The following is a 23030-nucleotide window of genomic DNA, read 5'->3' on the forward strand; positions in this document are numbered from 1 at the left end:
TGTTCGGCGCGAGATGCGCGGGTGCGGGATAAATGCATCCCGCGATCATAGCAAGGTACGCGCCGCCGCGGGTCGGGCCGGCGCGGCAAGTTACAATACCGGCATGACACGCAAAACCCGCATTCAACCGATCGAATCGGTCGTCACGGAAGTCGACGAAAACGGCTACGATCGTCCGAGCAAGTCCCAGGTCAAACGCGAAATGCAGGCGTTGCAGGATCTGGGCGCGGCGCTCGTCGCGCTGCCGAAAGACGCGCTCAAGCGCATGCCGATGCCCGAAAAGCTCGACGAAGCCGTGCGCGAAGCGCGCCGCATCACTGATCATGAGGGCAAGCGCCGCCAGATCCAGTACGTCGGCCGCGTGATGCGCTCGCTGCTCGACACCGAAACCGCCGCGCTGCGCACCGCGCTCGACACTTACAACGGCGTCAACAAGACGGAAACGGCGAAGCTCCACTGGATCGAACGCACCCGCGAAAAGCTGCTTGCCGACGACGCCGCACTGACCGAGTTCATCCGCCAGCACCCGGCCGCCGACCCGCAGCAGGGCCGCACGCTGATCCGCAACGCGCGCAAGGAAGCGCAGCAGAGCAAGCCGCCGCGCTACTTCCGCGAGCTGTTCCAGTGGATCAAGAACGCGGCCGGCGCCGGCGACGAAACCGAAGACGCTGACCTCGCCCCGGAACACGACGATGACGACCGCGACGCCTGATCAACGCAAGCAACGTAACCACCCCGACGAAATCGTGATCGGTCTCGTGTCGATCAGCGACCGCGCGTCGACGGGCGTGTACGAGGACAAGGGCATTCCGGCGCTGCAGGAGTGGCTCGGCGCGGCCTTGAGCTCGCCGTGGCAAGTCGTCACGCGGCTGATCGCCGACGATGCGCCGACCATCTCGGCGACGCTGATCGAACTGGTCGACGAAGTGGGCTGCGATCTCGTGCTGACGACCGGCGGCACCGGTCCGTCGCGCCGCGACGTGACGCCCGAGGCGACGCTCGCGGTGGCGACCAAGGAGATGCCCGGCTTCGGCGAGCAGATGCGGCAGATCAGCCTGAATTTCGTGCCGACCGCGATCCTGTCGCGCCAGGTCGCGGTGATCCGGGAAACCGATCAGCACGCCGCGCTGATCGTCAACCTGCCCGGACAGCCGAAATCGATCCGGGAAACGCTGGAAGGCCTGCGCGATGACGGCGCGGTGAAGGTGCCGGGAATTTTCGCGGCGGTGCCCTACTGCATCGACCTGATCGGCGGGCCTTACGTGGAAACCAACGCCGAGGTGGTGAAGGCGTTCCGGCCAAAGAGCGCGCAGCGCGCGCCGCGGCAGGACTGAGGTTGGCGGATCAGGGCCTGCAGGTGCAGGCCCGCGCTTTATTTGGCGCTCGCGGCGGCGTCGGGCGCCGACGGCACGAGGAAATGCTCGCGGTAGTACTTCAGTTCGTCGATCGACTCGTGAATATCGGCCAGCGCAGTGTGCATCGCGCGCTTCTGGAAGCCCTTGTAGATGACCGGCTGCCAGCGCCGGCACAGCTCCTTCAGCGTGCTCACGTCGAGGTTGCGGTAGTGGAAGAAGCTCTCCAGATCCGGCATCCAGCGCGCCATGAAGCGGCGGTCCTGGCAGATCGAGTTGCCGCACATCGGCGACTTGCCGGGCGGCACATACTGGCCGAGGAATTCGCGGATCTGCGCGGTTGCGTCGGCCTCGCTGACCGTCGAGGCCTTCACCCGATCGATCAGCCCCGAGCGGCCATGCGTGTTCTGGTTCCACTCGTCCATCTTCGCGAGCGTCTCATCGCTCTGATGAATCGCGAGCACCGGACCTTCGACCATCCTGTCGAGCGTCGAATTCGTCACCACCACCGCGATCTCGATGATGCGGTCGGTGTCGGGCTCGAGCCCGGTCATTTCCATGTCCAGCCAGACGAGATTCATGTCGCTGCGCACGAGCGGCGGCTGTTCGGTGGATGCGAGGATGTCAGTCATGAAGGCAACCCTGAGGGCCGCGCCGCGGGCTTCGCTGCAAGCCCGTGCGGCGCGGCATGTGTTCGTTTGAAATGGATTCGCGCGGTTCGAGCCGGGCCGGCTGCGCTGAAGCGCCGCCTTGAACTGCTGCCCGGAGCTAATGCGTTAAACCGCCGCGTTAAACCGTATCTCCGCCCTGAGGCGGGAAGAAACATATAATTCTCGCATAGATACCACGGAATCCTCGGATGCCTACCCTGTACTTCACCGCCCTCTTCATCGTCGCCGTCGTCGCGATGGTCGGCACCAAACTCTGGCTCGCGTCGCGGCAGATCCGCTTCGTCGTCGCGCATCGCGAACAGGTGCCCAGCCAGTTCGTGAACACCATCGCGCTCACCGCGCATCAGCGCGCAGCCGACTACACCGTCGAGCGCACGCGGCTCGCGATGGTCGAGATCGTCGTCGGCGCGGCCGTGCTGATCTGGCTCACGCTGCTCGGCGGCGTGCAGATGCTCGATCTCGCGATCTCCGACTGGCTCGGCCGCGGCTATGCCGGTCAGATTGCGCTGGTTGCCGCTGTAATCGCGATCACGAGCGCGATCGACCTGCCGTTCGACTACTACCGGCAGTTCGTCGTCGAGCAACGCTTCGGCTTCAATCGCATGAGCAAAAGCCTGTTCTTCTTCGACCGTCTGAAGGGCGCGCTGCTCGGTATCGCGTTCGGCCTGCCGCTGTTGTTTGTCGTGCTGTGGCTGATGAACCGCGCGGGCAACCTGTGGTGGCTGTGGGCATGGGTCGTGTGGGTCGCGTTCCAGATGTTCGGCCTGCTGATTTTCCCAACCTTCATCGCGCCGCTCTTCAACAAGTTCGAGCCGCTGAAGGATGAAGCGCTCGTGACCCGCATCGAGGCGCTGATGAAGCGCTGCGGCTTCGCCGCGAAGGGTCTGTTCGTGATGGACGGCAGCCGCCGCTCGGCGCACGGCAACGCGTACTTCACCGGCTTCGGCGCGAGCAAGCGCATCGTGTTTTTCGACACACTGCTTGCGCGGCTGTCGGGCCGCGAGATCGAAGCGGTGCTCGCGCACGAGCTCGGCCACTTCAAGCGCCGTCACGTGATGAAGCGCATGCTCGTCACGTTCGCGATCAGCCTCGCGATGCTCGCGCTGCTCGGCTGGCTGACGCAATGCGTATGGTTCTACGAAGGGCTCGGCGTGCGGCCGTCGCTCATTGGCGGCAACAGCGGACTCGCGCTCGTGCTGTTCTTCCTTGCGGTGCCGGTGCTCGTGTTCTTCGTCACGCCGCTCGGCAGCCTCAGCTCGCGCAAGCACGAGTTCGAAGCCGACGCGTTCGCCGCGTCGCAAACCGACGCGCACGATCTGATCAACGCGCTCGTCAAGCTGTACGAGGACAACGCGTCGACATTGACACCCGATCCGCTCTACACCGCGTTCTACTACTCGCATCCGCCGGCCTCGCAGCGGATCGACCGACTGTTGCAGCACGCATGAGCGGCCGCGCTCCCAAGAAAGCGGCGCGCGGCGCCGGGTCCGGCATGCACGCCGCGCGCACGGGCGGCCTCGTGGTGGCCGCGCACGGCCGCCACTATCTGGTCGCCCCTGAAGACGGCGGCGCGCTGCTACAGTGTTTCCCACGCGGCAAGCGCAGCGAGGTCGCGGTCGGCGATCGCGTGATCTACGAGCCGACTTCGGCGGATCAAGGCGTGATCGTCGAAATCGGCGAGCGGCGCAATCTGCTGTATCGCTCGGACCAGTACAAGTCGAAGCTGTTCGCCGCGAACCTCGACCAACTGCTGATCGTGCTCGCGACCGAGCCGCATTTCAGCGAGGACCTGCTCGGCCGCGCACTCGTCGCCGCCGAGGCGAACGAATTGAAGCCGCTGATCGTGCTGAACAAGATCGACGTCACCGCTGCTCTGGATGGCGCGCGCAAGCGGCTCGAGCCGTATCGCGCGCTCGGCTATCCGGTGCTCGAAGTGTCGATCCGCATGCAGCCCGAGGCGGCACGCGCCACGCTGACCGAACATCTGCACGGTCACGCGACGCTGCTGCTCGGTCAGTCCGGCATGGGCAAATCGACGCTCGTGAACCTGCTGATTCCCGATGCCGAAGTGGCGACGCGCGAGATCTCGACCGCGTTGAACAGCGGGCGCCATACGACGACGTTCACGCGTCTTTATCCGCTGCCTCAGTCGGAGGGTACGGCCGATTTGAATCACGTCAACGGCGCGGCCGGCGCGCTGATCGACTCGCCGGGCTTCCAGGAATTCGGCCTGCACCATCTGACCGAAGGCCGGCTCGAACGCGCGTTCCCCGAGTTCCGGCCGCTGCTGCCGAACTGCCGTTTCTATAACTGCCATCATCTGCACGAGCCTGGCTGCGCGATCCTCGAAGCGGTCGCCGACGGCCGCATCCGCCGCGAACGGCATGCGCTTTATGCGCAACTCGTGCACGAGGCGAGCCAGATCGTCCGCTGACATGAAACTGATGCGCGCGCCGAACCTGATCATCGGACAGCATTGGGTCAACGTGCTGGAGACCGCTGGCATCGCCTGCGAGCTGCATAACCGCTATCTGAACGGCGCGCTCGGCGAGATTCCGGCCGATCAATGCGCGCCGGAGCTGTGGCTCGTCGATGAACGCGATGAGGCGGTCGCGCGGCGGCTGATCGAAGCGGCGTCGCGAGGACCGGCACCGGGCGCGCCTCTATGGCAATGTCAGCAGTGCGGCGAGATGCTCGAGGCGCAGTTCACCGTGTGCTGGCAATGCGGGACTGTGCGCGATCCTTTGAAGGGGTGAGGCGTCGTCGGGAATTGAGAAAGCCGGGCAACGCCCGGCTTTCTCTTGTGCTGCGCGCGCGTGGCCGCTTCAGGCGAGCCACACCGCGATGGTCAACATCAACAGCAGGATCATCCACAACACGACCGCGCGCCACACGAGCCCCACCGCCGATTGCAGCGTGCGCGGCGTGCAGTCGTCGCCGACCTGCATCGGACCGCCGTCGCCGGTGGCGAGCGCGTCGAGGCTCGACGGCTCCGCGAGTGGCCCAGCCAGGCGCGCGCCGAGCGCCCCGCTACCCGCGGCGAGCAACACGCCGTCGTTCGTATCGGGCCATTGCCGCGCATGATTGCGCCACGCGTAAATCGCATCCTCGAAATTGCCGACGATCGCAAAGCCCAGCGACGTCAGCCGCGCCGGCACCCAGTCGATCACGAAGAACGCGCGCTGCGCGAAGCTCGAAAATGCGACGGTGCGGTCGTCGGCCGGCCGCGCCCATGCGCGCGCCAGATATTCCGCGCAACGGTACAGCACCGCGCCGGCAGGGCCGACCGGAATCAGGAACCAGAAGAACACGCCGAACACGTGGCGATGCGACGCGACCACCGCGTGAATCAACGTGTGACGCACGATCTCGCTGACCGGCATGTCGACTGTCTCGAGCCCGGTCCATTCGTTGAGGATTTCGCGCGCGCGTGGCACGTCGTCGTTGTTCAACGCGAGATGGATGTCGGTGAAGTAGTGGCTGAACTGCCGGAAGCCGAGCGTGAAGTACAGCACCACGACGTTCCACAGGAACGCGAGCATGAAGTGAATGTGATACAGCACGTAATAGACGAGCGCGACTGCGAGCGTCCAGGGTAGCACCACGACGAGCCACGCGAGCAGACCGTGACGTTGCTTGCCAGCATCGAATCCGTGCGCCGCCGACTCCGCATGGTATTGAAGCAACGCAGACACCGGATTGTTCGGCGATAGCGCGCGTACCTGTTCAATGATCAGAGCCAGCAATACGGAGAAAAAAGTCATGCGATGCGCCGTGCTTTTTAAGTTTTTACGATTGTTTTATAACGATAGCACAGGGTCGGATGAGTCTGAATGCGGACGCTGACAAAGCGCCAACAAGTGCGTCGTTCGCGCAACTCGCATCGTCGGCGCGTCGATGCGAGTCATATCTCTCACGCGGCGAGGAACCGATACAGGTTGCGCAGCATCGCGGCCGTCGCGCCCCAGATGAAATGATGGCCGCCTTGCACGGCCGCTGGCGTGGCCGTCTGAGCGTGTTGCCCGCCGTGCTGCTCGGCGGCTTCCGGAGCCACCGTCAATTTGCCGCGCGGATACGGCATCGCGAAGAAGCGGCGCTCGCCGCCCTCGTAGCGGAACAGCCGCTCTTCGTGGTTGGACGGGTCCATCAGGAACGCGAGCGGCACTTCGAAAACCTCGGCGACTTCGAGCGGATCGATCTCCAGCGAGAACGGCGGGTGCACGAGAGCGATGATCGGCGACACGCGAAAGCCGGTGCCAGTCAGATAGTCGGGCAACGCGCCGAGAACTTCGACGCGCGACGCGTCGAGGCCCACCTCTTCACGCGCTTCGCGCAGCGCCGTGGCGGTCGCATTGGCGTCGAACGGTTCCTGGCGGCCGCCGGGAAAACTCACCTGGCCGGCGTGATCGCTCAGATGGTCCGCGCGCTGCGTGAGCAACACGGTAAGGCCTCGCGCGCGCACGACGAGCGGCACCAGCACCGCGGCCACGCGTGGGTCGAGGTCGGTGTTGCGCCACGGCGCATCGGCAATTTTTTCGGGGGTCCAGGCAAGTTGCCGATCGAAGCGCGCCCGTAGAGCATCGGGCGTCAGACGCTCGCCCGTGACCGGTGGCAGATCGGCGCCCGTCGCGATGACAGGCAGAGTTTCGGGCTCAAAGACGGGGCGGATCAACGGGTCTCTCTGATGAGCGGGGACATGCCGCTATTTTGACCTGGCCAAGAAAAAAGCACCCGCGAGGGGTGCTTTTTCTTACAGCATTTACGCTTCGGAAGGAGCGCGGTCCTTCGAGACCAGCTTTTCCTTGATTCGAGCCGACTTGCCCGAACGCTCGCGCAGATAGTACAGCTTCGCACGACGCACATCGCCGCGACGCTTGACGACGATGCTTGCCAGCAGCGGCGAATACGTCTGGAACGTACGCTCGACGCCTTCGCCCGACGAAATCTTGCGGACGATGAACGACGAATTCAGACCACGGTTACGCTTGGCGATCACGACACCTTCGTAAGCCTGCACACGCTTGCGCGTGCCTTCAACCACGTTCACGCTGACGATGACCGTATCGCCCGGACCAAAATCCGGAATGGTCTTTTCGCCGAGAACGCGCGCGATTTCTTCCTGCTCGAGTTTTGCAATCAGATTCATCACTGACTCCTAGATCCATCTTGTCGGCGTTCGTACCTGCCCACGCTTACTGCGTTGGGCTACGGCCCCGATAGAGGATGGGTTCACATCTGGCACCGCACACGCATGTACGGCACCGCCTTTTGTCCGCTCGAAAGACCGGAGCCTCAGGCCTTCGGCTCTTCCTTCGCGAGACTTGCGAGCCACGCCTCGTCGGCACGGCTCAGCATTCTTTTCTTTCTGGCCTTCACGATCAGATCGGGCCGTTTGTTCAACGTGTTGCGCAGCGCTTCGCGCCGCCGCCACGCTTCGATTTCCGCATGATGGCCGCCGAGCAGCACATCGGGCACCCGCACGCCCTCGTATTCCTCGGGACGTGTGTAGTGCGGACAATCGAGCAGCACGTCGACAAAACTATCCTGCACCGCCGACTGCGAGTCGTTCAGCACGCCGGGCAACTGACGCACGACCGCATCCATCAATGCCATCGCGGGCAGCTCGCCGCCCGACAGCACGAAGTCGCCAAGGCTGACTTCCTCGTCGACGACACGGTCGAGCAGACGCTGGTCGATCGCTTCGTAACGCCCGCACAACAGGATCAGACCGGGTTCGGTCGCGAACTTCATCACGCGCTCGTGATTTAACGTGGCGCCTTGCGGCGACATCATCACGACGCGCGACGCGCCGATGCCCTGTTCCGACTGCGCCGTTTTCGCGGCACTGATCGCATCTTCGAGCGGCCGAGCCAGCATGACCATGCCGGGGCCTCCGCCGTACGGGCGATCGTCGATGGTGCGGTAGTTGTCGGTCGTGAAATCGCGCGGATTCCACGTACGCAACCCATAACGCTGCTGCTTCGCGGCCCGGCTGGTGATACCCCAGTCAGTCAGCGCGCGGAACATTTCTGGAAAGAGCGTCACGACATCGAACTGCATCGCTCTCCCCACTCAACGATAGATTTCAATAGTCAGCTTCCCAGTCGACGACGATCTGCTTGGCCGTCTGGTCCACCGTCTTGACAAAGACGCCGACGAACGGGATCAAACGCTCGGCTGCGATCGGCTTGCCGCTTTTATCGGTAGCCGGATATTCGATGCGCAGCACCGACTGCGCGCCGTTGTCGATCATGCTGGCGACCTTGCCGAGGCTGAGCCCAGCGAGATTCACCACATCCAGGCCGATCAGATCGACCCAGTAGAATTCGTCGGCTTCGAGCGCCGGAAATTCGCTACGGCTGATGTACACGCGAGAGCCGCGCAAAGCCAGCGCCACATCGCGGTCAGCGATGCCACCCAGACGGGCGACCACGCTGTCGCTATGCGTTTTGGCCTGCAAGGTCGGCGCCGATTTGCGCTCCTGGCCTTTCAGCAGCCACCAGCGCTTCGCGCTCAGCAAGGCGTCGCCGCCCTGCCCGGCATCCGCATGCGCGGCCACCTTGACCCAGCCTTTGAGACCATACGCGTCGACGATTGCGCCGACTTCGACCGCATCGGCCGGCCAGCTCGCCGCCGTTTCGATGCGCATTTCTGCAGCTTCGGAACCAGCGTTCGCTACCTTGGTCTGCGCCTCTTTCACCTTGCCGTCGGTTCGTTCGACCGGCTTGCGGACGAATGCGCCAAACGACGCCTGACCAGACGCCTTTGCGCGCGAAGCTGCCTTGGCGCTACCAGAACTGCCGGAATCACGCTCAGACATCGAATAACCTCGACAACAACTTCGCAGCCGGCTTTGGCGTCTGCTTCAGTAACACAAATTGCGCATCGGACTGCTCACGCGAGTTGCGCGAGCCGCCGGCCGAACCGACGACGATACGCCCGCGGGCTGCCATATCAAGCAGCCGGCTGTGCCTTTTGGGCTTCCTTCACGAGACGCTCGACGGTCGGCGACAGCTGCGCGCCAACACCTTGCCAGTACGTCAGGCGATCCTGAGCGATACGCAGGGACTCGCCCTTCGTAGCGACCGGGTTGTAGAAACCGACGCGCTCGATGAAGCGGCCGTCACGACGGCTGCGCGAGTCGGTGGCGACGATGTTGTAGAACGGGCGCTTCTTGGAGCCGCCACGAGCCAAGCGGATGATGACCATACTAGAATCCTTGAAAACCGGGGTTCGGAACGACTGAAACACGCGATTATAGCGGGAAACCGACGCCATAACAAACACTTACCGGGATAAACTGAGGAACCGCGCCGCACCGGCCTTCCACAAGAGGTGCGAGAACCCGCTCAAACGCCCGAATTACCTGAAGGAGCGCGTGTGCAACGCCAACCGAACCTCCTGTTTCCATTCGCCTTTTTTGCTTTTATCGTGCGCTTTGCTGGATTTTCGCGCACCCCGCGCAGCCGGATTCTACGCGTGGCGGCGGCCACGTTGCTCACCGCGCAGGCGTTGACGGCAAACGCCGCGCTACCCATCGAGAAAATTAAACTGCCGCCGGGCTTTCACATCGAGGTGTTGTCGGACGACGTGCCGAGCGCACGCGCGATGACGTTATCGCCCAAGGGCATTCTGTACGTGGGCAGCAACGACGGGCACGTCTATGCGCTCGAACTGCGAAACGGCCGGGTGACGGGCCGCCACGTGATCGCGTCCGGGCTGCAGATGCCCGCCGGTGTCGCGTGGCGCGATGGCGCGCTGTACGTGTCGGCCGTGTCGAAAATCGTGCGCTTCGATGCGATCGACTCGCACCTGAACGATCCGCCGAAACCGGTCGTCGTCACCGACAAGCTGCCGACGGACACGCATCATGGCTGGAAATTCATCGCGTTCGGCCCGGATGGCAAGCTGTACGTGCCGCAAGGCGCGCCGTGCAACATTTGCGAGAGAGATCCGGACCGCTTTGCGCTGATTGGCCGCATGGACCCGGACGGTAGCCACTACGAGGTCGTCGCGCGCGGCATCCGCAATTCGGTTGGCTTCGCGTGGCATCCGGTCACCCACGAACTGTGGTTCACCGACAACGGTCGCGACCTGCTCGGCGACGACATTCCGAGCGACAAGCTCAGCCGTGCGTCACGAGTCGGCATGAACTTCGGCTTTCCGTACTGTCACGGCGGCGACACGCCCGACCCCGAGTTCGGCAAGGATCATCCGTGCAGCGACTTCACGCCGCCCGTGGTCAAGCTTGGCGCGCACGTGGCGGCGCTTGGCATGCGCTTCTACGACGGCCCGATGTTTCCGGCCGACTACCGCAACAACATCTTCATCGCCGAGCACGGCTCGTGGAACCGCAGCAAGAAGGTAGGCTACCGCGTGGTGCGCGTGATCACCGACCCCGACGGCAGCCACGCACGCCAGCAAGTCTTTGCCGAAGGCTGGTTGCAACCCGGCGAATCAGTGTGGGGCCGTCCCGCCGACGTGCTGCCGTTGCCGGACGGTTCGCTACTGATCAGCGACGATACCGCCGGCGCGATCTATCGCGTCACGTATTCGGCGCCGTAGAGCGCGGATGCATGCATGTCTGGCTGAGCGGCTGTACTGGTCTTCAGCCAGTTCCGGCGCGTTCCGCCGCCCCGCCTTCAGCGCGGGCGCTCGCCCTCAACGTAACCACCCGCCCGCCGCAGGCGTAGAATGCGCGTCGGTCCGCGCCCTGCGGCACACCGCTCCTTTCGACCGCCTGTCACTCTGCCCACGCGTTCATGTCCACCGTTGCCTCGACCTCCCCGCGCTTTAGATCCAAGACGCTTACCGCCGCGCTGGCGTTCCTGTTCGGCAGCCTCGGCGCCCACCGCTTCTATCTGTATGGCATCCGGGACATCTTCGGCTGGACGCATCTGCTCGGCACGCTGATCGGCATTCCCGGCGTGATGCTGCTGATCGCGACCGAGCGCGCGTCGATCCTCGGCTGGGTGCTCGCGTCGATCGGTGCGGTTTCACTGTTCGCTGCGTTTCTGGCCGCGCTCGTCTACGGGCTGCGTCCGGACCAAAAATGGGATGCGCAATTCAACGCCCACACGCAACGTAAAAGCCGCTCAGGTTGGACGGTCATTTTCGTCGTGATCTTTTCGCTGCTCATCGGTGCGTTTCTGCTGATGACCGGTCTCGCGCTCGCGTTCCAGACCTACTTCGAAAGCCAGGTCGAAGCGGCCAAAGCGATTTCGCAGTAACACCCGTGGGCCCAGCAGGCATTCCTGCGCACTAGAAAAGCCTCAATTGCGAATTGTCACGCGCCGGCGCGCTCGCCTGCTCGGCGCGCGGCGACTCGATCCGGCGGAAGTGCGACATGTCGAGAATGCCGCGGTCACGCCCGCTCAGCCCCAACCGGCGCGCGGCCTTGTGAAAGCGCTGCTTGAGCAGATCCGCCCATAACCCCTCTCCCTTCATGCGGGTCGAAAACGACGAGTCGTAATCCTTGCCGCCCCGCATGTCGTGCACACGGTTCATCACGCGCTCGGCCCGATCCGGGAAGTGTGCGCTCAGCCAATCCTTGAACAACGGCGCGACCTCCCACGGCAACCGCAGCACGATATAGCTCGCGTTGCTGGCGCCCGCTTCCGCGCACGCTTCGAGCACGCGCTCCATGTCCGGTTCGGTGACGAACGGGATCACCGGCGCGATGCTGACGCCGACCGGAATGCCCGCCCCACTTAGCGTGCGGATCGTGCGCAGGCGGCGCGACGGCGTGGCCGCGCGCGGCTCGAGCGTGCGCGCGATGTCGGCGTCCAGCGTGGTGATCGTGATCGCGGCCATGAATTGCCCGCGCTCCGCCATCGGCGCGAGCAGGTCGATATCGCGCTCGATCAGAGACGATTTGGTGATCGCCGCGAACGGGTGATTGCGCTCGCTGAGCACCTCGATCACCCGACGCGTAAGTCGCAAGTCGCGTTCGGCCGGCTGCCATGCGTCGGTCGCGACGCCGAGCGCGATCGGCTCGGGCACATAGGACTTCTTCGACAGTTCCCGCTCGAGCAGTTCCGGCGCGTTGATCTTCGCGTAGATGCGGCTTTCGAAATCGAGCCCCGGCGACAACCCCAGGTAACTGTGCGTGGGCCGCGCGAAGCAATAGATGCAACCGTGCTCGCAACCGCGATACGGATTCAGCGACACATTGAACGGAATGTCCGGCGACGCGTTGCGTGTGAGGATGGTTTTCGCGCGCTCCTCGAACACCTGCGTGCGCAGGAGCTTCGGCTCGCAGTCTTCGTCGGCCGCCTGCCAGCCGTCATCGACGGCCTCGCGCTGGTCGACTTCGTAGCGGCCTTGCAGGTTCGTGACCGCACCGCGCCCCTTGCGAGGCGCCGGCGGCGCGATCGGAAATTCGGGAATGTCAGGGGTGTCGGGGTCATCCACGGCGGGCCACGCGAAGCAAACGCAAACAGAAAGCGCCAAAGGAAAACGGCGCAAAACACCTGTATAAATATACAGTATTTACGCCGTTTGTCGAGCACTTCGTTGGCCGCGGGATGCGCGGCGAGTCCCGTCAGCGATCGGACACTTAGTCGGTAACAGCGATCGTCAGCGTCTCCTTGATTTCCTCCATCACCACATAGCTCTTCGACTGCACCGCTCCCGGCAACTGCAGCAGGATGTCGCCGAGCAACTTGCGGTAGTCGGCCATTTCGCCGATGCGCGCCTTGATCAGATAGTCGAAATCTCCCGACACGAGGTGGCACTCGAGCACCTCGGGGATCTTCTGCACCTCGCGGCGGAACTGGTCGAACATGTTGCCGCTCTTGTGATCGAGCGTGATCTCGACGAACACCAGCAGCGCCGCGCCCAGCTCGGCCGGATTCACGCGCGCATAGTAGCCGGTGATCACGCCGTCGCGCTCCATCCGCTTGACGCGCTCTATGCAAGGTGTCACCGACAGACCGACCCGTTCCGCCAGGTCCTTCATCGCCATACGGCCGTCCTGCTGCAGGAGCCGCAGGATCTTGTGATCGAGCTTATCGAGAGCCCGCACGGGATGGCGCTGGGTACGCATAGTGTTTTTGCTGAAAATGATGAAAATACGATAACAAAACCTGCTTCACTGTTAATAGTATAGCGGTTAACACTGGGCAGACGGCATTTCACCTCACGTTGCAGCTCGTTGAATCGAAGCAGATCGAATCCAGCGAAACGCGCCTTGCCCTCACTCAATTTTTGGATATCTGGAGCAGCTATGCGAGTCGTCGTTTTGGGCAGTGGCGTCGTCGGTGTAACGAGCGCGTACTACCTCGCACGCGCCGGTCACGAAGTGACCGTCATCGATCGCGAGGCCGGCCCGGCGCTCGAAACCAGCTTTGCCAACGCTGGCCAGATCTCGCCGGGCTACGCGTCGCCGTGGGCCGCGCCGGGCGTGCCGCTGAAAGCCGTCAAGTGGATGTTCCAGAAGCACGCGCCGCTCGCGATCCGCCTCGACGGCACCGCGTTCCAGCTGCAATGGATGTGGCAGATGCTGCAGAACTGCACGGCGCCGCGCTATGCGGTGAACAAGGGCCGCATGGTGCGGCTCGCCGAATACAGCCGCGACTGCCTGCAGGCGCTGCGCGCCGACACCGGCATCCAGTACGAAGGCCGCACCGGTGGCACGCTGCAGGTATTTCGCACGCAGCAGCAGTTCGACGGCGCCGCGAAAGACATCGCCGTGCTGCAGGAAGCCAACGTGCCGTACGAACTGCTGAGCGCCGACCAACTCGGCAAGGCCGAACCGGCGCTCGCTGCGGTGTCGCACAAGCTCACCGGCGGCCTGCGCCTGCCAGGCGACGAAACCGGCGACTGCCAGATGTTCACGACGCGACTCGCGGCACTCGCCGAGCAACTGGGCGTCAAGTTCCGCTACAACACGCCGATCGACGCGCTCGCGATGGCAGGCGGCCGCATCGCCGGCGTGCAGTGCGGCGGCGAACTGGTGCGCGCGGACTCGTTCGTGGTCGCGCTCGGCTCGTACTCGACGCGCTTCCTCGACGGCATCGTGAAGATTCCGGTCTATCCGCTGAAGGGCTATTCGATCACCGCGCCGATCGTCGACGCGGCTGCCGCGCCGGTGTCGACCGTGCTCGACGAGACCTACAAGATCGCGATCACGCGCTTCGATGACCGGATTCGCGTCGGCGGCATGGCTGAGGTCGTGGGCTTCGACAAATCACTGCGCGAGGCGCGCCGCAAGACGCTCGAGCTTTCGGTGAACGACCTGTTCCCGGGCGGCGGCGATACGTCGAAGGCGACGTTCTGGACCGGTCTACGGCCAATGACGCCGGACAGCACGCCGATCGTCGGCCGCACGCCGGTGCCGAACCTGTTCCTGAACACCGGCCACGGCACGCTCGGCTGGACGATGTCGTGCGGCTCAGGCCAACTGCTCGCCGACCTGATGTCGGGCAAGCAACCGGCGATTCGCGCGGACGATCTGTCGGTGCATCGCTATCTCGGCGAGACCGCGGGCGAACATCGGCCGGCGTATGCGTGAGGTCGAGCGCGTGCGCTGACGCGGCCCTGACCGCAAGCGCACGCGGCAACAAACAGCAGCGGCAAAAACAAACGGCGCCTCGCGAGGCGCCGTTTGTTTTCCAAGGTGCCGCCGCAATCGCGGCAGGCACCGAGGCATGCTTAGAACTGGTCTTCCGACAAAGCCAGCACGCCCTCGCCACCCTTCGCGCTGACGATCGCCACTTCGAGCGCCGCCGCCTGCGGCAGCATATGCTCGGCGTAAAACCGCGCGGTCGCAATCTTCGCGTCATGAAACGCGGGATCCTCGTCGCGCCTCGCCACCGCCGCAAGCTGCGCACGCGCCATCTGCCAGCCGCCTAGCACGATGCCCGCGAGCTTCAGATAGGGCACGCTGCCCGCGAACACCGCATTCGGATCGCCCTTCGCGTTCGCGACGACGAAATCGACGACCGCGCCAAGCGCCCGCTGACCCTCAGCGAGTTGCGTCCGCATCGACGCGAACGCCGCGCCCTGCTGCGCGCCGAGCGCTTCGACCGTTTCGGCGACACCAGCAAGCAGTTCCTTCGCGACCTTGCCGCCGTCGCGCAGCGTCTTGCGACCAATCAGGTCGTTGGCCTGGATCGCGGTCGTGCCTTCGTAGATCGGCAGAATGCGCGCGTCGCGGTAGTACTGCGCGGCGCCGGTTTCCTCGATGAAGCCCATGCCGCCATGCACCTGCACGCCGAGGCTCGTCACGTCGATTGACAATTCCGTGCTCCAGCCCTTCACGATCGGCACCAGGTATTCGTAGATCGCCTGATGCTTGGCACGCGTCGCGTCGTCAGGATGACGATGCGCGATATCGCAGTGCGAGGCCGCAACGTACGCGAGCGCGCGCGACGCCTCGGTGAGGCAGCGCATCGTCGACAGCATGCGGCGCACGTCCGGGTGCTGGATGATCGCGACCGACTGCTTCGCGGAGCCATCCACGGGACGGCTCTGCACGCGCTCCTTCGCATACGCGACGGCCTTCTGATACGCGCGATCCGAAATCGCGACGCCTTGCATGCCGACCGCGAAACGCGCGGCATTCATCATGATGAACATGTATTCGAGGCCGCGATTCTCTTCGCCGATCAACTGACCGATCGCGCCGCCGTGATCGCCGAACTGCAGCACCGCGGTCGGGCTCGCCTTGATGCCGAGCTTGTGCTCGATCGACACGCAATGCACGTCGTTGCGCTCACCGAGCGAGCCGTCCTCGTTGACGAGAAACTTCGGCACGAGGAACAGCGAAATGCCCTTCACACCATCGGGCGCGTTAGGCGTGCGCGCAAGGACGAGATGGACGATGTTCTTCGCCATGTCGTGCTCGCCCCAGGTAATGAAAATCTTCGTGCCGAACAGCTTGAACGAACCGTCGGCCTGCGGCTCGGCGCGCGTGCGCACCAGCGCGAGATCGGAGCCCGCCTGCGGCTCGGTCAGGTTCATCGTGCCGGTCCATTCGCCTGAAATCAGCTTCGGCACGAAGGTCCGTTTCTGCGCTTCGCTGCCGGCGGTCAGTAGTGCTTCGATCGCGCCGTCGGTGAGCAAAGGACACAGCGCGAACGACAGATTCGATGCGTTGAGCATTTCGACGCATGGCGTCCCGATCAGCTTCGGCAACCCCTGCCCTTCGTAGTCGAGCGGGTGCTGCACACCCTGCCAGCCGCCCTCGGCGAACTGGCGGAACGCATCCCTGAAACCGGGCGTCGCGGTGACGACGCCATCCTTCCAACTGCTCGGATTGCGATCGCCGTCGACGTTCAGCGGCGCGAGCACTTCGCCGCACAGTTTCGCCGACTCGCCGAGCACGGCCTGCGCCGTGTCGAGGTTCGCGTCTTCGAAGCCGGGCAGCTTCGCGATGTCTTCGAGTCCGGCCAGTTCTTTCATCACGAACAGCATGTCCTTGATGGGCGCCGTATAGCTCATTTCGGTTCTCCTCCCTTGATATGAAAAAAGGGCGCGGGACTTGGTCGGTCCAGCGCCCTTCGCTTATTTTCGGCGGCCTGTTTCAACCGCCGCGGCGCTTAGCCGAGTTCCTTCACGAGTTCCGGCACGATGGTGAACAGATCGCCGACGAGGCCGTAGTCGGCCACGCTGAAGATCGGCGCTTCTTCGTCCTTGTTGATCGCGACGATGACTTTCGAGTCCTTCATGCCGGCGAGATGCTGGATCGCACCCGAGATGCCGACCGCGACGTACAGTTGCGGCGCGACGATCTTGCCGGTCTGGCCGACCTGATAGTCGTTCGGCACGAAGCCCGCGTCGACCGCCGCGCGCGATGCGCCCAGTGCCGCGCCGAGCTTGTCGGCCAGCGGCTCGAGCACCTTCGTGTAGTTCTCGCCATTGCCCAGACCCCGGCCACCCGACACGATGATCTTCGCGCTCGTCAGTTCCGGACGATCGAGCTTCGTCACTTCGCGGCTCACGAACTGCGAGATGCCTGCGTCGGCCGCGGCTTCGATCTTTTCGACCGCTGCGCTGCCGCCTTCGGCTGCGACGGCGTCGAAACCGGTCGAGCGCACGGTGATGACCTTGATCGGATCAGCCGATTGCACGATCGCAATGGCGTTGCCCGCGTAGATCGGACGCTCGAACGTGTCGGCGCTTTCCACCGCGGTGATGTCGCTGATCTGCGCGACGTCGAGCTTTGCGGCGATACGCGGCGCGATATTCTTGCCGTACGCGGTAGCCGGCGCGAGGATGTGCGTGTAGTTCCTGGCCGCATCTTGCACAAGCGTCAGCACCGTCGCTTCGACGTTTTCCGCGAGACCCGCTTCGAGTTGCGGCGCGTCGGCCAGCAGTACCTTGGCGACGCCGGCGATCTTCGCTGCGGCATCGGCCGCGGCTTGCGCATTGTGGCCCGCGACCAGCACGTGAATCTCACCGCCAATCTTCTGTGCCGCGGCGATCGTATTCAGCGTCGCGGCCTTGATCGATGCATTGTCGTGTTCTGCTACTACCAGGTTAACCAGATTCGTCATTTCTTGCGTCTCCTCACAGCACCTTGGCTTCGGTCTTCAGCTTCTCGACCAGCGTCTTCACGTCCGGCACCTTCACACCGGCGGAGCGCTTCGGAGGCTCGGCGACCTTCAGCGTCTTCAGACGCGGCGTGACATCGACGCCGAGGTCTTCGGGCTTCACCGTTTCCAGTGGCTTTTTCTTGGCCTTCATGATGTTCGGCAGCGTCACGTAGCGCGGCTCGTTCAGGCGCAGATCGGTCGTGATCACGGCCGGCAGCGTCAGCGACAGCGTTTCCGCGCCGCCATCCACTTCACGCGATACCGTCGCCTTGCCATCCGCCACGACCACCTTCGACGCGAACGTCGCCTGCGGCAGGTTCGCGAGCGCGGCGAGCATCTGGCCGGTCTGGTTCGAATCGTCGTCGATCGCCTGCTTGCCCAGAATGACGAGCGAAGGCTGTTCCTTGTCGACCAGCGCCTTGAGCAGCTTGGCAACGGCCAGCGGCTGCAGGTCTTCGTTCGATTCGATCAGGATCGCGCGGTCCGCGCCGATTGCAAGCGCGGTGCGCAGCGTTTCCTGCGACTGCGTCACACCGGCCGACACGGCGATCACTTCGGTCGCGACGCCCGCTTCCTTCAGCCGCACCGCCTCTTCAACCGCGATTTCATCGAACGGATTCATCGACATTTTCACGTTCGCAATATCGACGCCCGTACCGTCCGATTTCACGCGGACCTTCACGTTGTAGTCGACCACTCTTTTCACTGGCACCAGAATTTTCATGCACACGCTCCAAAGTTACGAATACGTCAACCCGACAAACATTATAGCGACTGCCCTCATGGCAGCCGTGTCGCGGGCGCTTTGCGGAAGGATATCGCTCCTCCGCGGCGTGACGGCAATATCGAACGATCGTTCTATTTTAATCTCTAAAAAACCCGGGAAACAACCCCGGGTTCCGACTCCGACCTCTAATTTCCCATTGCCGTCGTGTTCTGCTGGTTCGTGGACCATTGCATCACCAGGAGGTGATCACCGAGCCGCCGAATTTGCTGTCGACGAACTGCTTCACTTCCGGCGAGTGGTACGCCGCGACGAGCTTCGCGACCCATGGCTTGTTCTTGTCCGCTTCGCGAATCGCGATCACGTTTACGTACGGACCCTTCGGGTCCTCGATCGCGATGGCGTCCTGCTTCGGCTTCAAGCCCGCTTCCATCGCGAAGTTGGTGTTGATCGCGGCGGCATCGACGTCGCCCAGCGAACGCGGAATCTGCGCCGCGTCGAGCTCGACGATCTTCAGCTTCTTCGGATTGTCGACGATGTCGAGCGGCGTCGCCTTCAGGCCGGCATCGGCGCGCAGCTTCAGCAAGCCCTGCTTCTGCAGCAGCAGAAGCGCGCGGCCGCCGTTGGTCGGATCGTTCGGCACGGCGATCTTCGCGCCCGGCTGCAGTTCGGCGAGCGACTTCACTTTCTTCGAGTAGATGCCCATCGGGTACGTGACCGTATCGGCGACACGGATCAGCTTGTAGCCACGGTCCTTCACCTGCGCCTGCAAGTACGGGTCGTGCTGGTAGCTGTTCGCGTCCAGATCGCCGCTCGCGAGCGCCGCGTTCGGCTGCACGTAATCGGAGAATTCGACGATCTTGATGGTGAGGCCGTTCTTCGCGGCGACCGTCTTCACGACGTCCATGATCTGCGCGTGCGGGCCGCCGGTGACGCCGACCTTGATCGTGTCTTCGGCATGCGCCGCGGTGGTGGCGAAGAGCGTTGCCGCGCCGAGCGCGGCGGCCAACTTGAGAATGAGGCGACGTTGCATGATGGACCTTTTCCGAATCTCTATGAGCGGGCTTCCGAACGCCCTTGTTTACTTATGGCTCAAACGACGCACGAGCCAATCCCCAAACGACTGCACCAGTTGCACGAACACGATCAGGATCAGCACGACCGCGAGCATCACTTCCGGCAGGAAGCGCTGATAACCGTAGCGGATGCCGAGGTCGCCAAGGCCACCGCCGCCGATCGCGCCGGCCATCGCCGAATAGCCGACCAACGACACGAATGTGATCGTCAAACCGGCGACCACGCCCGGCAGCGATTCCGGCAACAGCACCTTGAAGACGATCTGGCTGGTGGTCGCGCCCATCGCCTGGGCCGCCTCGATGAGCCCGCGGTCGACTTCGCGCAGCGCCGTTTCGACGAGGCGCGCGATGAACGGCGCGGCGGCGATCGTCAGCGGCACGATGGCCGCCGCCGTGCCGATCGACGACCCGACGACGAGCCGCGTAAACGGAATCACCGCGACCAGCAGGATGATGAACGGCGTCGAGCGCACCGCATTGACGATCACGCCCATCACCCGATTGACGGCGACGTTTTCGAGCACGCCCTGGCGGTCGGTCAGATACAGCAGCACGCCGAGCGGCACGCCAACCACGGCGCCAATCAGCCCGGAGATACCCACCATGATGAGGGTCTCCCAGAACGACTGGACGAACATATCGAACATTTCACTCAACATGCGAGAGCTCCTCCACTACGACACCCTGCTCGCGCAGAAACGTGATCGCCTGCGCGACCTTGGCCGGATCGCCGCCCGCGAGCACCGCGAGCGAGCCGAACGCCTGCCCCTGGATTTCATCGATCTGGCCGTGCAGGATATTGAAGTCGAGCTCGTAGCGGCGAATCGTCTCCGACAGGATCGGCTGATCCACGCCCGAACCGGTGAACGCGAGGCGCAGCAGATGGCCGCTGCCGGTCTTCAGGCGCTGTGCGACACGCGCCTTCATGGCGGGCGGCAAGTCCTGCGCGATCACGTCGCCGATCAGCGCGCGCGTGACTTCGTGGTGCGGCTGCAGGAACACGTCGATCACCTTGCCCTGTTCGACGACGCGGCCCGCGTCGAGCACCGCGACGCGATCGCAGACCTGCTTGATCACGTCCATCTGGTGCGTGATCAGCACGACCGTCAGGTTCAGCTCGCGGTTGATGCGCTTGAGCAGATCGAGGATCGCGCGCGTGGTTTCGGGGTCGAGCGCCGAGGTCGCCTCGTCCGACAGCAGCACCTTCGGCTTGCTCGCGAGCGCGCGAGCGATACCCACACGCTGCTTCTGCCCGCCGCTGATCTGCGCCGGATAGCGGTCCTTCTGCGCCGACAGTCCGACCAGTTCGAGCAGCGGCAGCACGTTCGCCTCGATTTCGTCGCGCTTCATGCCGGCCAGTTCGAGCGGCAGCGCGACGTTCTCGTACACGGTGCGCGACGACAACAGATTGAAGTGCTGGAAGATCATGCCGATCTCGCGACGCGCGTCGCGCAGTTGCGCGGCGGGCAGCGTCGTCAGATCGCGGCCGTTGACTAGGATGTTGCCCTCGGATGGGCGGGTCAGCAGGTTGATCGTGCGCACGAGCGTGCTCTTGCCCGCGCCGCTGCGGCCGATGATGCCGAACACCTCGCCCGCCGGAATCGTCAGATTGACGTTGTGCAGCGCCTCGACCCAGCCCCGGGGTCCGGCGAACCGCTGGGAAACATTGCGTATTTCGATCATGGACAAACGAAAACGGCGGAGGCTGCCGGCGAGCGTCATGCTCCCGACAAGCGGCCGCCGTTTCTTTTATTTGGGATTTAAGGTCGCCATTCTACCGCAGCGCCGACATACCCTTTAATAATCAATTCCGATCTTTTCATAACCAATGGGCATTAGAGCCGCGCGTTACGTACAAAGCTCTCGCGCATCGCGCCGCTCCGACTATGATCGGACCACCCCCTTCCGCACAGCCTACCGCCATGCAAACTTCCCCGAGCCACACGGTGCGCGCGAGCGCCGGCAGTCTTAATAAGGAAGCGCCGCAGCGCGCGTCGATCACGACCGCCGATGGCATCGAGTTGCCGCTGTATCGCTGGCAGCCGAACGGGCCGATACGCGCGACGGTCGCGCTGCTGCACGGCCTCGCCGAGCATGCCGGCCGTTACGCGGCCGTGGCGGACCGGCTCAACGCGGCGGGCATCGAACTCGTCGCGGTCGATCTTCGCGGCCATGGCCACGCGCCCGGCAGGCGCGTCTATGTAAAACGCTTCGACGACTACCTGCTCGATGCGCAGGCGCTACTCGACGCCGCCGCGCAAAGCTGCGCGCCGCTCTTCCTGATGGGCCACAGCATGGGTGGCGCGGTGGCCGCGCTGTACGCGATCGAACGTCTCGACGCCAGCGGGAGGCGCCTGAGTGGTCTGATCCTGTCGAGCCCCGCGCTTGCGCCGGGGCGCGACGTGCCGAAGTGGATGCTCGCGCTGAGCCAGGTGATCAGCCGCGTCTATCCGGGCTTCCCGGCGATGAAGATCGACCCCGCGCTGCTGTCGCGCCTTCAGCCGGTCGTCAAAGCCAACCTCAACGATCCGCTCGTGCATCACGACGCGATTCCGGCGCGCACGGGCGCCGAGTTGTTGCTGGCGATGGCGCGCATCGAACGTGGCCGCGCGGGGCTGCGCATGCCGCTGCTCGTGTTTCACGGCACCGACGACAAACTGACCGAGCCCGACGGCAGCCGCGCGTTCGGCGAGCACGCGGGTTCGCCGGACAAGACGCTCACGCTGCACGAGGGCAGCTATCACGAGACGATGAACGACCTCGACCGCGATCGGGTGATCGCGGGGTTGGTCGATTGGATTGAAAGACGGTCGGTGGGACGGAGTTGAGAAGATGCGGCGCGTGGTAGCCGTCGGCTAGCGCTTCCACTCCGGCGCGCGTTTGTCGATGAAAGCCTGCACGCCTTCGAGCGCCGAGTCGTCCATCATGTTGCAGGCCATCGTCTGCCCGGCGAGCTGGTACGCGGCCTCGATGCCCATTTCGAGTTGGCGGTAGAACAGGCCCTTGCCCGCGCTGACCGCTTCGACCGGCTTCGCGCAGATGCTCGCGGCGAGCCGCGCGACTTCGTCGTCGAGTGCATCGGCTGGGGCGACGCGGTTCACGAGCCCCTGCTTGCGGGCTTCGGCGGCGTCGATGAAATCGCCGGTCAGCAGCATTTCGAGCGCGGCCTTGCGCGACAGGTTGCGCGACAGCGGCACCGACGGTGTCGCGCAGAACAACCCGAGGTTCACGCCCGATACGGCGAAGCGCGCGGTCTCGGCGGCGACCGCGAGATCGCACATGGCGACGAGCTGGCAGCCGGCCGCGGTCGCGATGCCGTGCACGCGCGCGATCACCGGCTGCGGCAGGCGCTGGATCGTCAGCATCAGCTTCGTGCAGCGCGCGAACAGCTGCTGGTAGTACGCGAGCGACGGCGCCGCGCGCATTTCCTTCAGGTCGTGCCCGGCGCAGAACGCGCGGCCCGCGCCGGCGATCACGACCACGCGGGCATCGGTCTTCGCGATGTCGGTCAGCGTCTGCTGAAATTCGTCGAGCAGCGCTTCGGACAGCGCGTTGAACGCATCGGGCCGGTTCATCGTTACGCGCACGACGCCCGGTACACGATACGCGTCGGGTTCGATGGTGACCAGCGACGCGTCGCCGGTATTGACGGGGTTGACGTTCATGGC

Annotated in this window: 25 protein-coding genes; 9 read left to right on the forward strand and 16 right to left on the reverse strand. The window is 64.2% G+C overall.

Annotation, left to right across the window (positions count from 1 at the left end):
- Positions 1-103 precede the first annotated feature (103 nt).
- The gene (yjgA, locus tag AB3X95_RS06395) at positions 104-712 is read left to right on the forward strand and encodes a ribosome biogenesis factor YjgA (protein ID WP_176366130.1); all 609 of its coding nucleotides are present in this window, start codon (positions 104-106) and stop codon (positions 710-712) included.
- The gene (gene mog / locus AB3X95_RS06400) at positions 693-1334 is read left to right on the forward strand and encodes a molybdopterin adenylyltransferase (RefSeq protein WP_368620916.1); all 642 of its coding nucleotides are present in this window, start codon (positions 693-695) and stop codon (positions 1332-1334) included. Before yjgA ends, mog begins: the two co-directional genes overlap by 20 nt.
- 38 nt (positions 1335-1372) lie before the next feature.
- On the opposite strand, the gene orn is transcribed toward mog, so the two are convergent.
- Entirely contained in the window at positions 1373-1984 is a 612-nt protein-coding gene (gene orn / locus AB3X95_RS06405; RefSeq protein WP_152853925.1) for an oligoribonuclease, read from the reverse strand.
- Positions 1985-2211: 227 nt separating this feature from the next.
- Here orn and AB3X95_RS06410 point away from each other — a divergent pair, with 227 nt between their 5' ends.
- Genes AB3X95_RS06410 through AB3X95_RS06420 form a run of 3 tightly spaced genes read left to right on the forward strand, consistent with a single transcriptional unit; the run spans position 2212 to position 4779 of the window.
- A complete protein-coding gene (locus tag AB3X95_RS06410) occupies positions 2212-3471 on the forward strand; it encodes a M48 family metallopeptidase (protein ID WP_368620917.1) in 1260 nt (419 codons plus the stop codon).
- Entirely contained in the window at positions 3468-4457 is a 990-nt protein-coding gene (rsgA, locus tag AB3X95_RS06415; RefSeq protein ID WP_368620918.1) for a ribosome small subunit-dependent GTPase A, read from the forward strand. Before AB3X95_RS06410 ends, rsgA begins: the two co-directional genes overlap by 4 nt.
- A 1-nt stretch (position 4458) precedes the next feature.
- Complete coding sequence (locus AB3X95_RS06420) at positions 4459-4779, forward strand: DUF2007 domain-containing protein (RefSeq protein WP_176124218.1); 321 nt, start codon at positions 4459-4461, stop codon at positions 4777-4779.
- 69 nt (positions 4780-4848) lie between these two features.
- Here the strand turns inward: AB3X95_RS06420 and AB3X95_RS06425 are convergent, their stop codons facing one another.
- The 6 genes from AB3X95_RS06425 to rpsP form a co-directional block, all read right to left on the reverse strand.
- Positions 4849-5787, reverse strand: a complete 939-nt coding sequence (locus AB3X95_RS06425; protein WP_176105407.1) for a CobD/CbiB family protein — start codon at positions 5785-5787, stop codon at positions 4849-4851.
- Positions 5788-5936: 149 nt separating this feature from the next.
- Positions 5937-6695: a CoA pyrophosphatase gene (locus AB3X95_RS06430; protein WP_368620919.1), complete on the reverse strand. Its 759-nt coding sequence runs from the start codon at positions 6693-6695 to the stop codon at positions 5937-5939.
- Between the two features lie 87 nt (positions 6696-6782).
- Positions 6783-7169 (reverse strand): 50S ribosomal protein L19, encoded by a 387-nt coding sequence (gene rplS, locus AB3X95_RS06435; protein WP_176105405.1) that lies wholly within the window; start codon positions 7167-7169, stop codon positions 6783-6785.
- A gap of 146 nt (positions 7170-7315) precedes the next feature.
- Entirely contained in the window at positions 7316-8083 is a 768-nt protein-coding gene (gene trmD / locus AB3X95_RS06440) for a tRNA (guanosine(37)-N1)-methyltransferase TrmD (RefSeq protein ID WP_176124221.1), read from the reverse strand.
- Positions 8084-8108: 25 nt separating this feature from the next.
- Positions 8109-8843 (reverse strand): ribosome maturation factor RimM, encoded by a 735-nt coding sequence (rimM, locus tag AB3X95_RS06445; RefSeq protein WP_368620920.1) that lies wholly within the window; start codon positions 8841-8843, stop codon positions 8109-8111.
- A 134-nt stretch (positions 8844-8977) separates the two neighbouring features.
- On the reverse strand, positions 8978-9232 hold the full coding sequence (rpsP, locus tag AB3X95_RS06450) for a 30S ribosomal protein S16 (RefSeq protein ID WP_013090118.1): 255 nt from the start codon (positions 9230-9232) through the stop codon (positions 8978-8980).
- A 171-nt stretch (positions 9233-9403) separates the two neighbouring features.
- On the opposite strand from rpsP, the gene AB3X95_RS06455 reads away from it, so the two are divergent.
- Positions 9404-10588, forward strand: a complete 1185-nt coding sequence (locus AB3X95_RS06455; RefSeq protein ID WP_368620921.1) for a sorbosone dehydrogenase family protein — start codon at positions 9404-9406, stop codon at positions 10586-10588.
- Between the two features lie 197 nt (positions 10589-10785).
- Positions 10786-11253 carry an NINE protein gene (locus AB3X95_RS06460; protein ID WP_176124224.1) on the forward strand — a complete coding sequence of 156 codons (468 nt, stop codon included), beginning with the start codon at positions 10786-10788 and terminating at the stop codon, positions 11251-11253.
- Between the two features lie 31 nt (positions 11254-11284).
- Here AB3X95_RS06460 and AB3X95_RS06465 read toward each other — a convergent pair whose 3' ends face one another.
- Positions 11285-12436 (reverse strand): PA0069 family radical SAM protein, encoded by a 1152-nt coding sequence (locus AB3X95_RS06465; RefSeq protein WP_368620922.1) that lies wholly within the window; start codon positions 12434-12436, stop codon positions 11285-11287.
- 145 nt (positions 12437-12581) lie between these two features.
- Positions 12582-13070, reverse strand: coding sequence for an Lrp/AsnC ligand binding domain-containing protein (locus AB3X95_RS06470; RefSeq protein WP_013090122.1), 489 nt, complete (start codon positions 13068-13070; stop codon positions 12582-12584).
- 180 nt (positions 13071-13250) lie between these two features.
- On the opposite strand from AB3X95_RS06470, the gene AB3X95_RS06475 reads away from it, so the two are divergent.
- Positions 13251-14537, forward strand: coding sequence for a D-amino acid dehydrogenase (locus AB3X95_RS06475; protein WP_176124226.1), 1287 nt, complete (start codon positions 13251-13253; stop codon positions 14535-14537).
- Positions 14538-14677: 140 nt separating this feature from the next.
- On the opposite strand, the gene AB3X95_RS06480 is transcribed toward AB3X95_RS06475, so the two are convergent.
- From AB3X95_RS06480 to AB3X95_RS06505, 6 genes are all read right to left on the reverse strand, one after another.
- The gene (locus AB3X95_RS06480) at positions 14678-16468 is read right to left on the reverse strand and encodes an acyl-CoA dehydrogenase (RefSeq protein ID WP_368620923.1); all 1791 of its coding nucleotides are present in this window, start codon (positions 16466-16468) and stop codon (positions 14678-14680) included.
- 98 nt (positions 16469-16566) lie between these two features.
- Positions 16567-17514, reverse strand: a complete 948-nt coding sequence (locus tag AB3X95_RS06485; RefSeq protein WP_368621102.1) for an electron transfer flavoprotein subunit alpha/FixB family protein — start codon at positions 17512-17514, stop codon at positions 16567-16569.
- 22 nt (positions 17515-17536) lie between these two features.
- Positions 17537-18286: an electron transfer flavoprotein subunit beta/FixA family protein gene (locus tag AB3X95_RS06490; protein WP_368620924.1), complete on the reverse strand. Its 750-nt coding sequence runs from the start codon at positions 18284-18286 to the stop codon at positions 17537-17539.
- A gap of 235 nt (positions 18287-18521) precedes the next feature.
- On the reverse strand, positions 18522-19319 hold the full coding sequence (locus AB3X95_RS06495; protein ID WP_176105396.1) for a MetQ/NlpA family ABC transporter substrate-binding protein: 798 nt from the start codon (positions 19317-19319) through the stop codon (positions 18522-18524).
- A 48-nt stretch (positions 19320-19367) separates the two neighbouring features.
- A complete protein-coding gene (locus tag AB3X95_RS06500; protein WP_008924321.1) occupies positions 19368-20021 on the reverse strand; it encodes a methionine ABC transporter permease in 654 nt (217 codons plus the stop codon).
- Positions 20011-21045 carry a methionine ABC transporter ATP-binding protein gene (locus AB3X95_RS06505; RefSeq protein ID WP_176124337.1) on the reverse strand — a complete coding sequence of 345 codons (1035 nt, stop codon included), beginning with the start codon at positions 21043-21045 and terminating at the stop codon, positions 20011-20013. Before AB3X95_RS06505 ends, AB3X95_RS06500 begins: the two co-directional genes overlap by 11 nt.
- Before the next feature lie 239 nt (positions 21046-21284).
- Between AB3X95_RS06505 and AB3X95_RS06510 the strand changes: the two genes are divergently transcribed.
- On the forward strand, positions 21285-22190 hold the full coding sequence (locus AB3X95_RS06510; protein ID WP_368620925.1) for a lysophospholipase: 906 nt from the start codon (positions 21285-21287) through the stop codon (positions 22188-22190).
- A 27-nt stretch (positions 22191-22217) separates the two neighbouring features.
- Here AB3X95_RS06510 and AB3X95_RS06515 read toward each other — a convergent pair whose 3' ends face one another.
- Positions 22218-23027 (reverse strand): enoyl-CoA hydratase, encoded by an 810-nt coding sequence (locus AB3X95_RS06515; protein ID WP_368620926.1) that lies wholly within the window; start codon positions 23025-23027, stop codon positions 22218-22220.
- Positions 23028-23030 lie beyond the last annotated feature (3 nt).

Origin of the sequence: Paraburkholderia sp. BR13444 (assembly GCF_040948755.1) — a bacterium.
Classification (GTDB): Bacteria; Pseudomonadota; Gammaproteobacteria; order Burkholderiales; family Burkholderiaceae; genus Paraburkholderia; species Paraburkholderia youngii.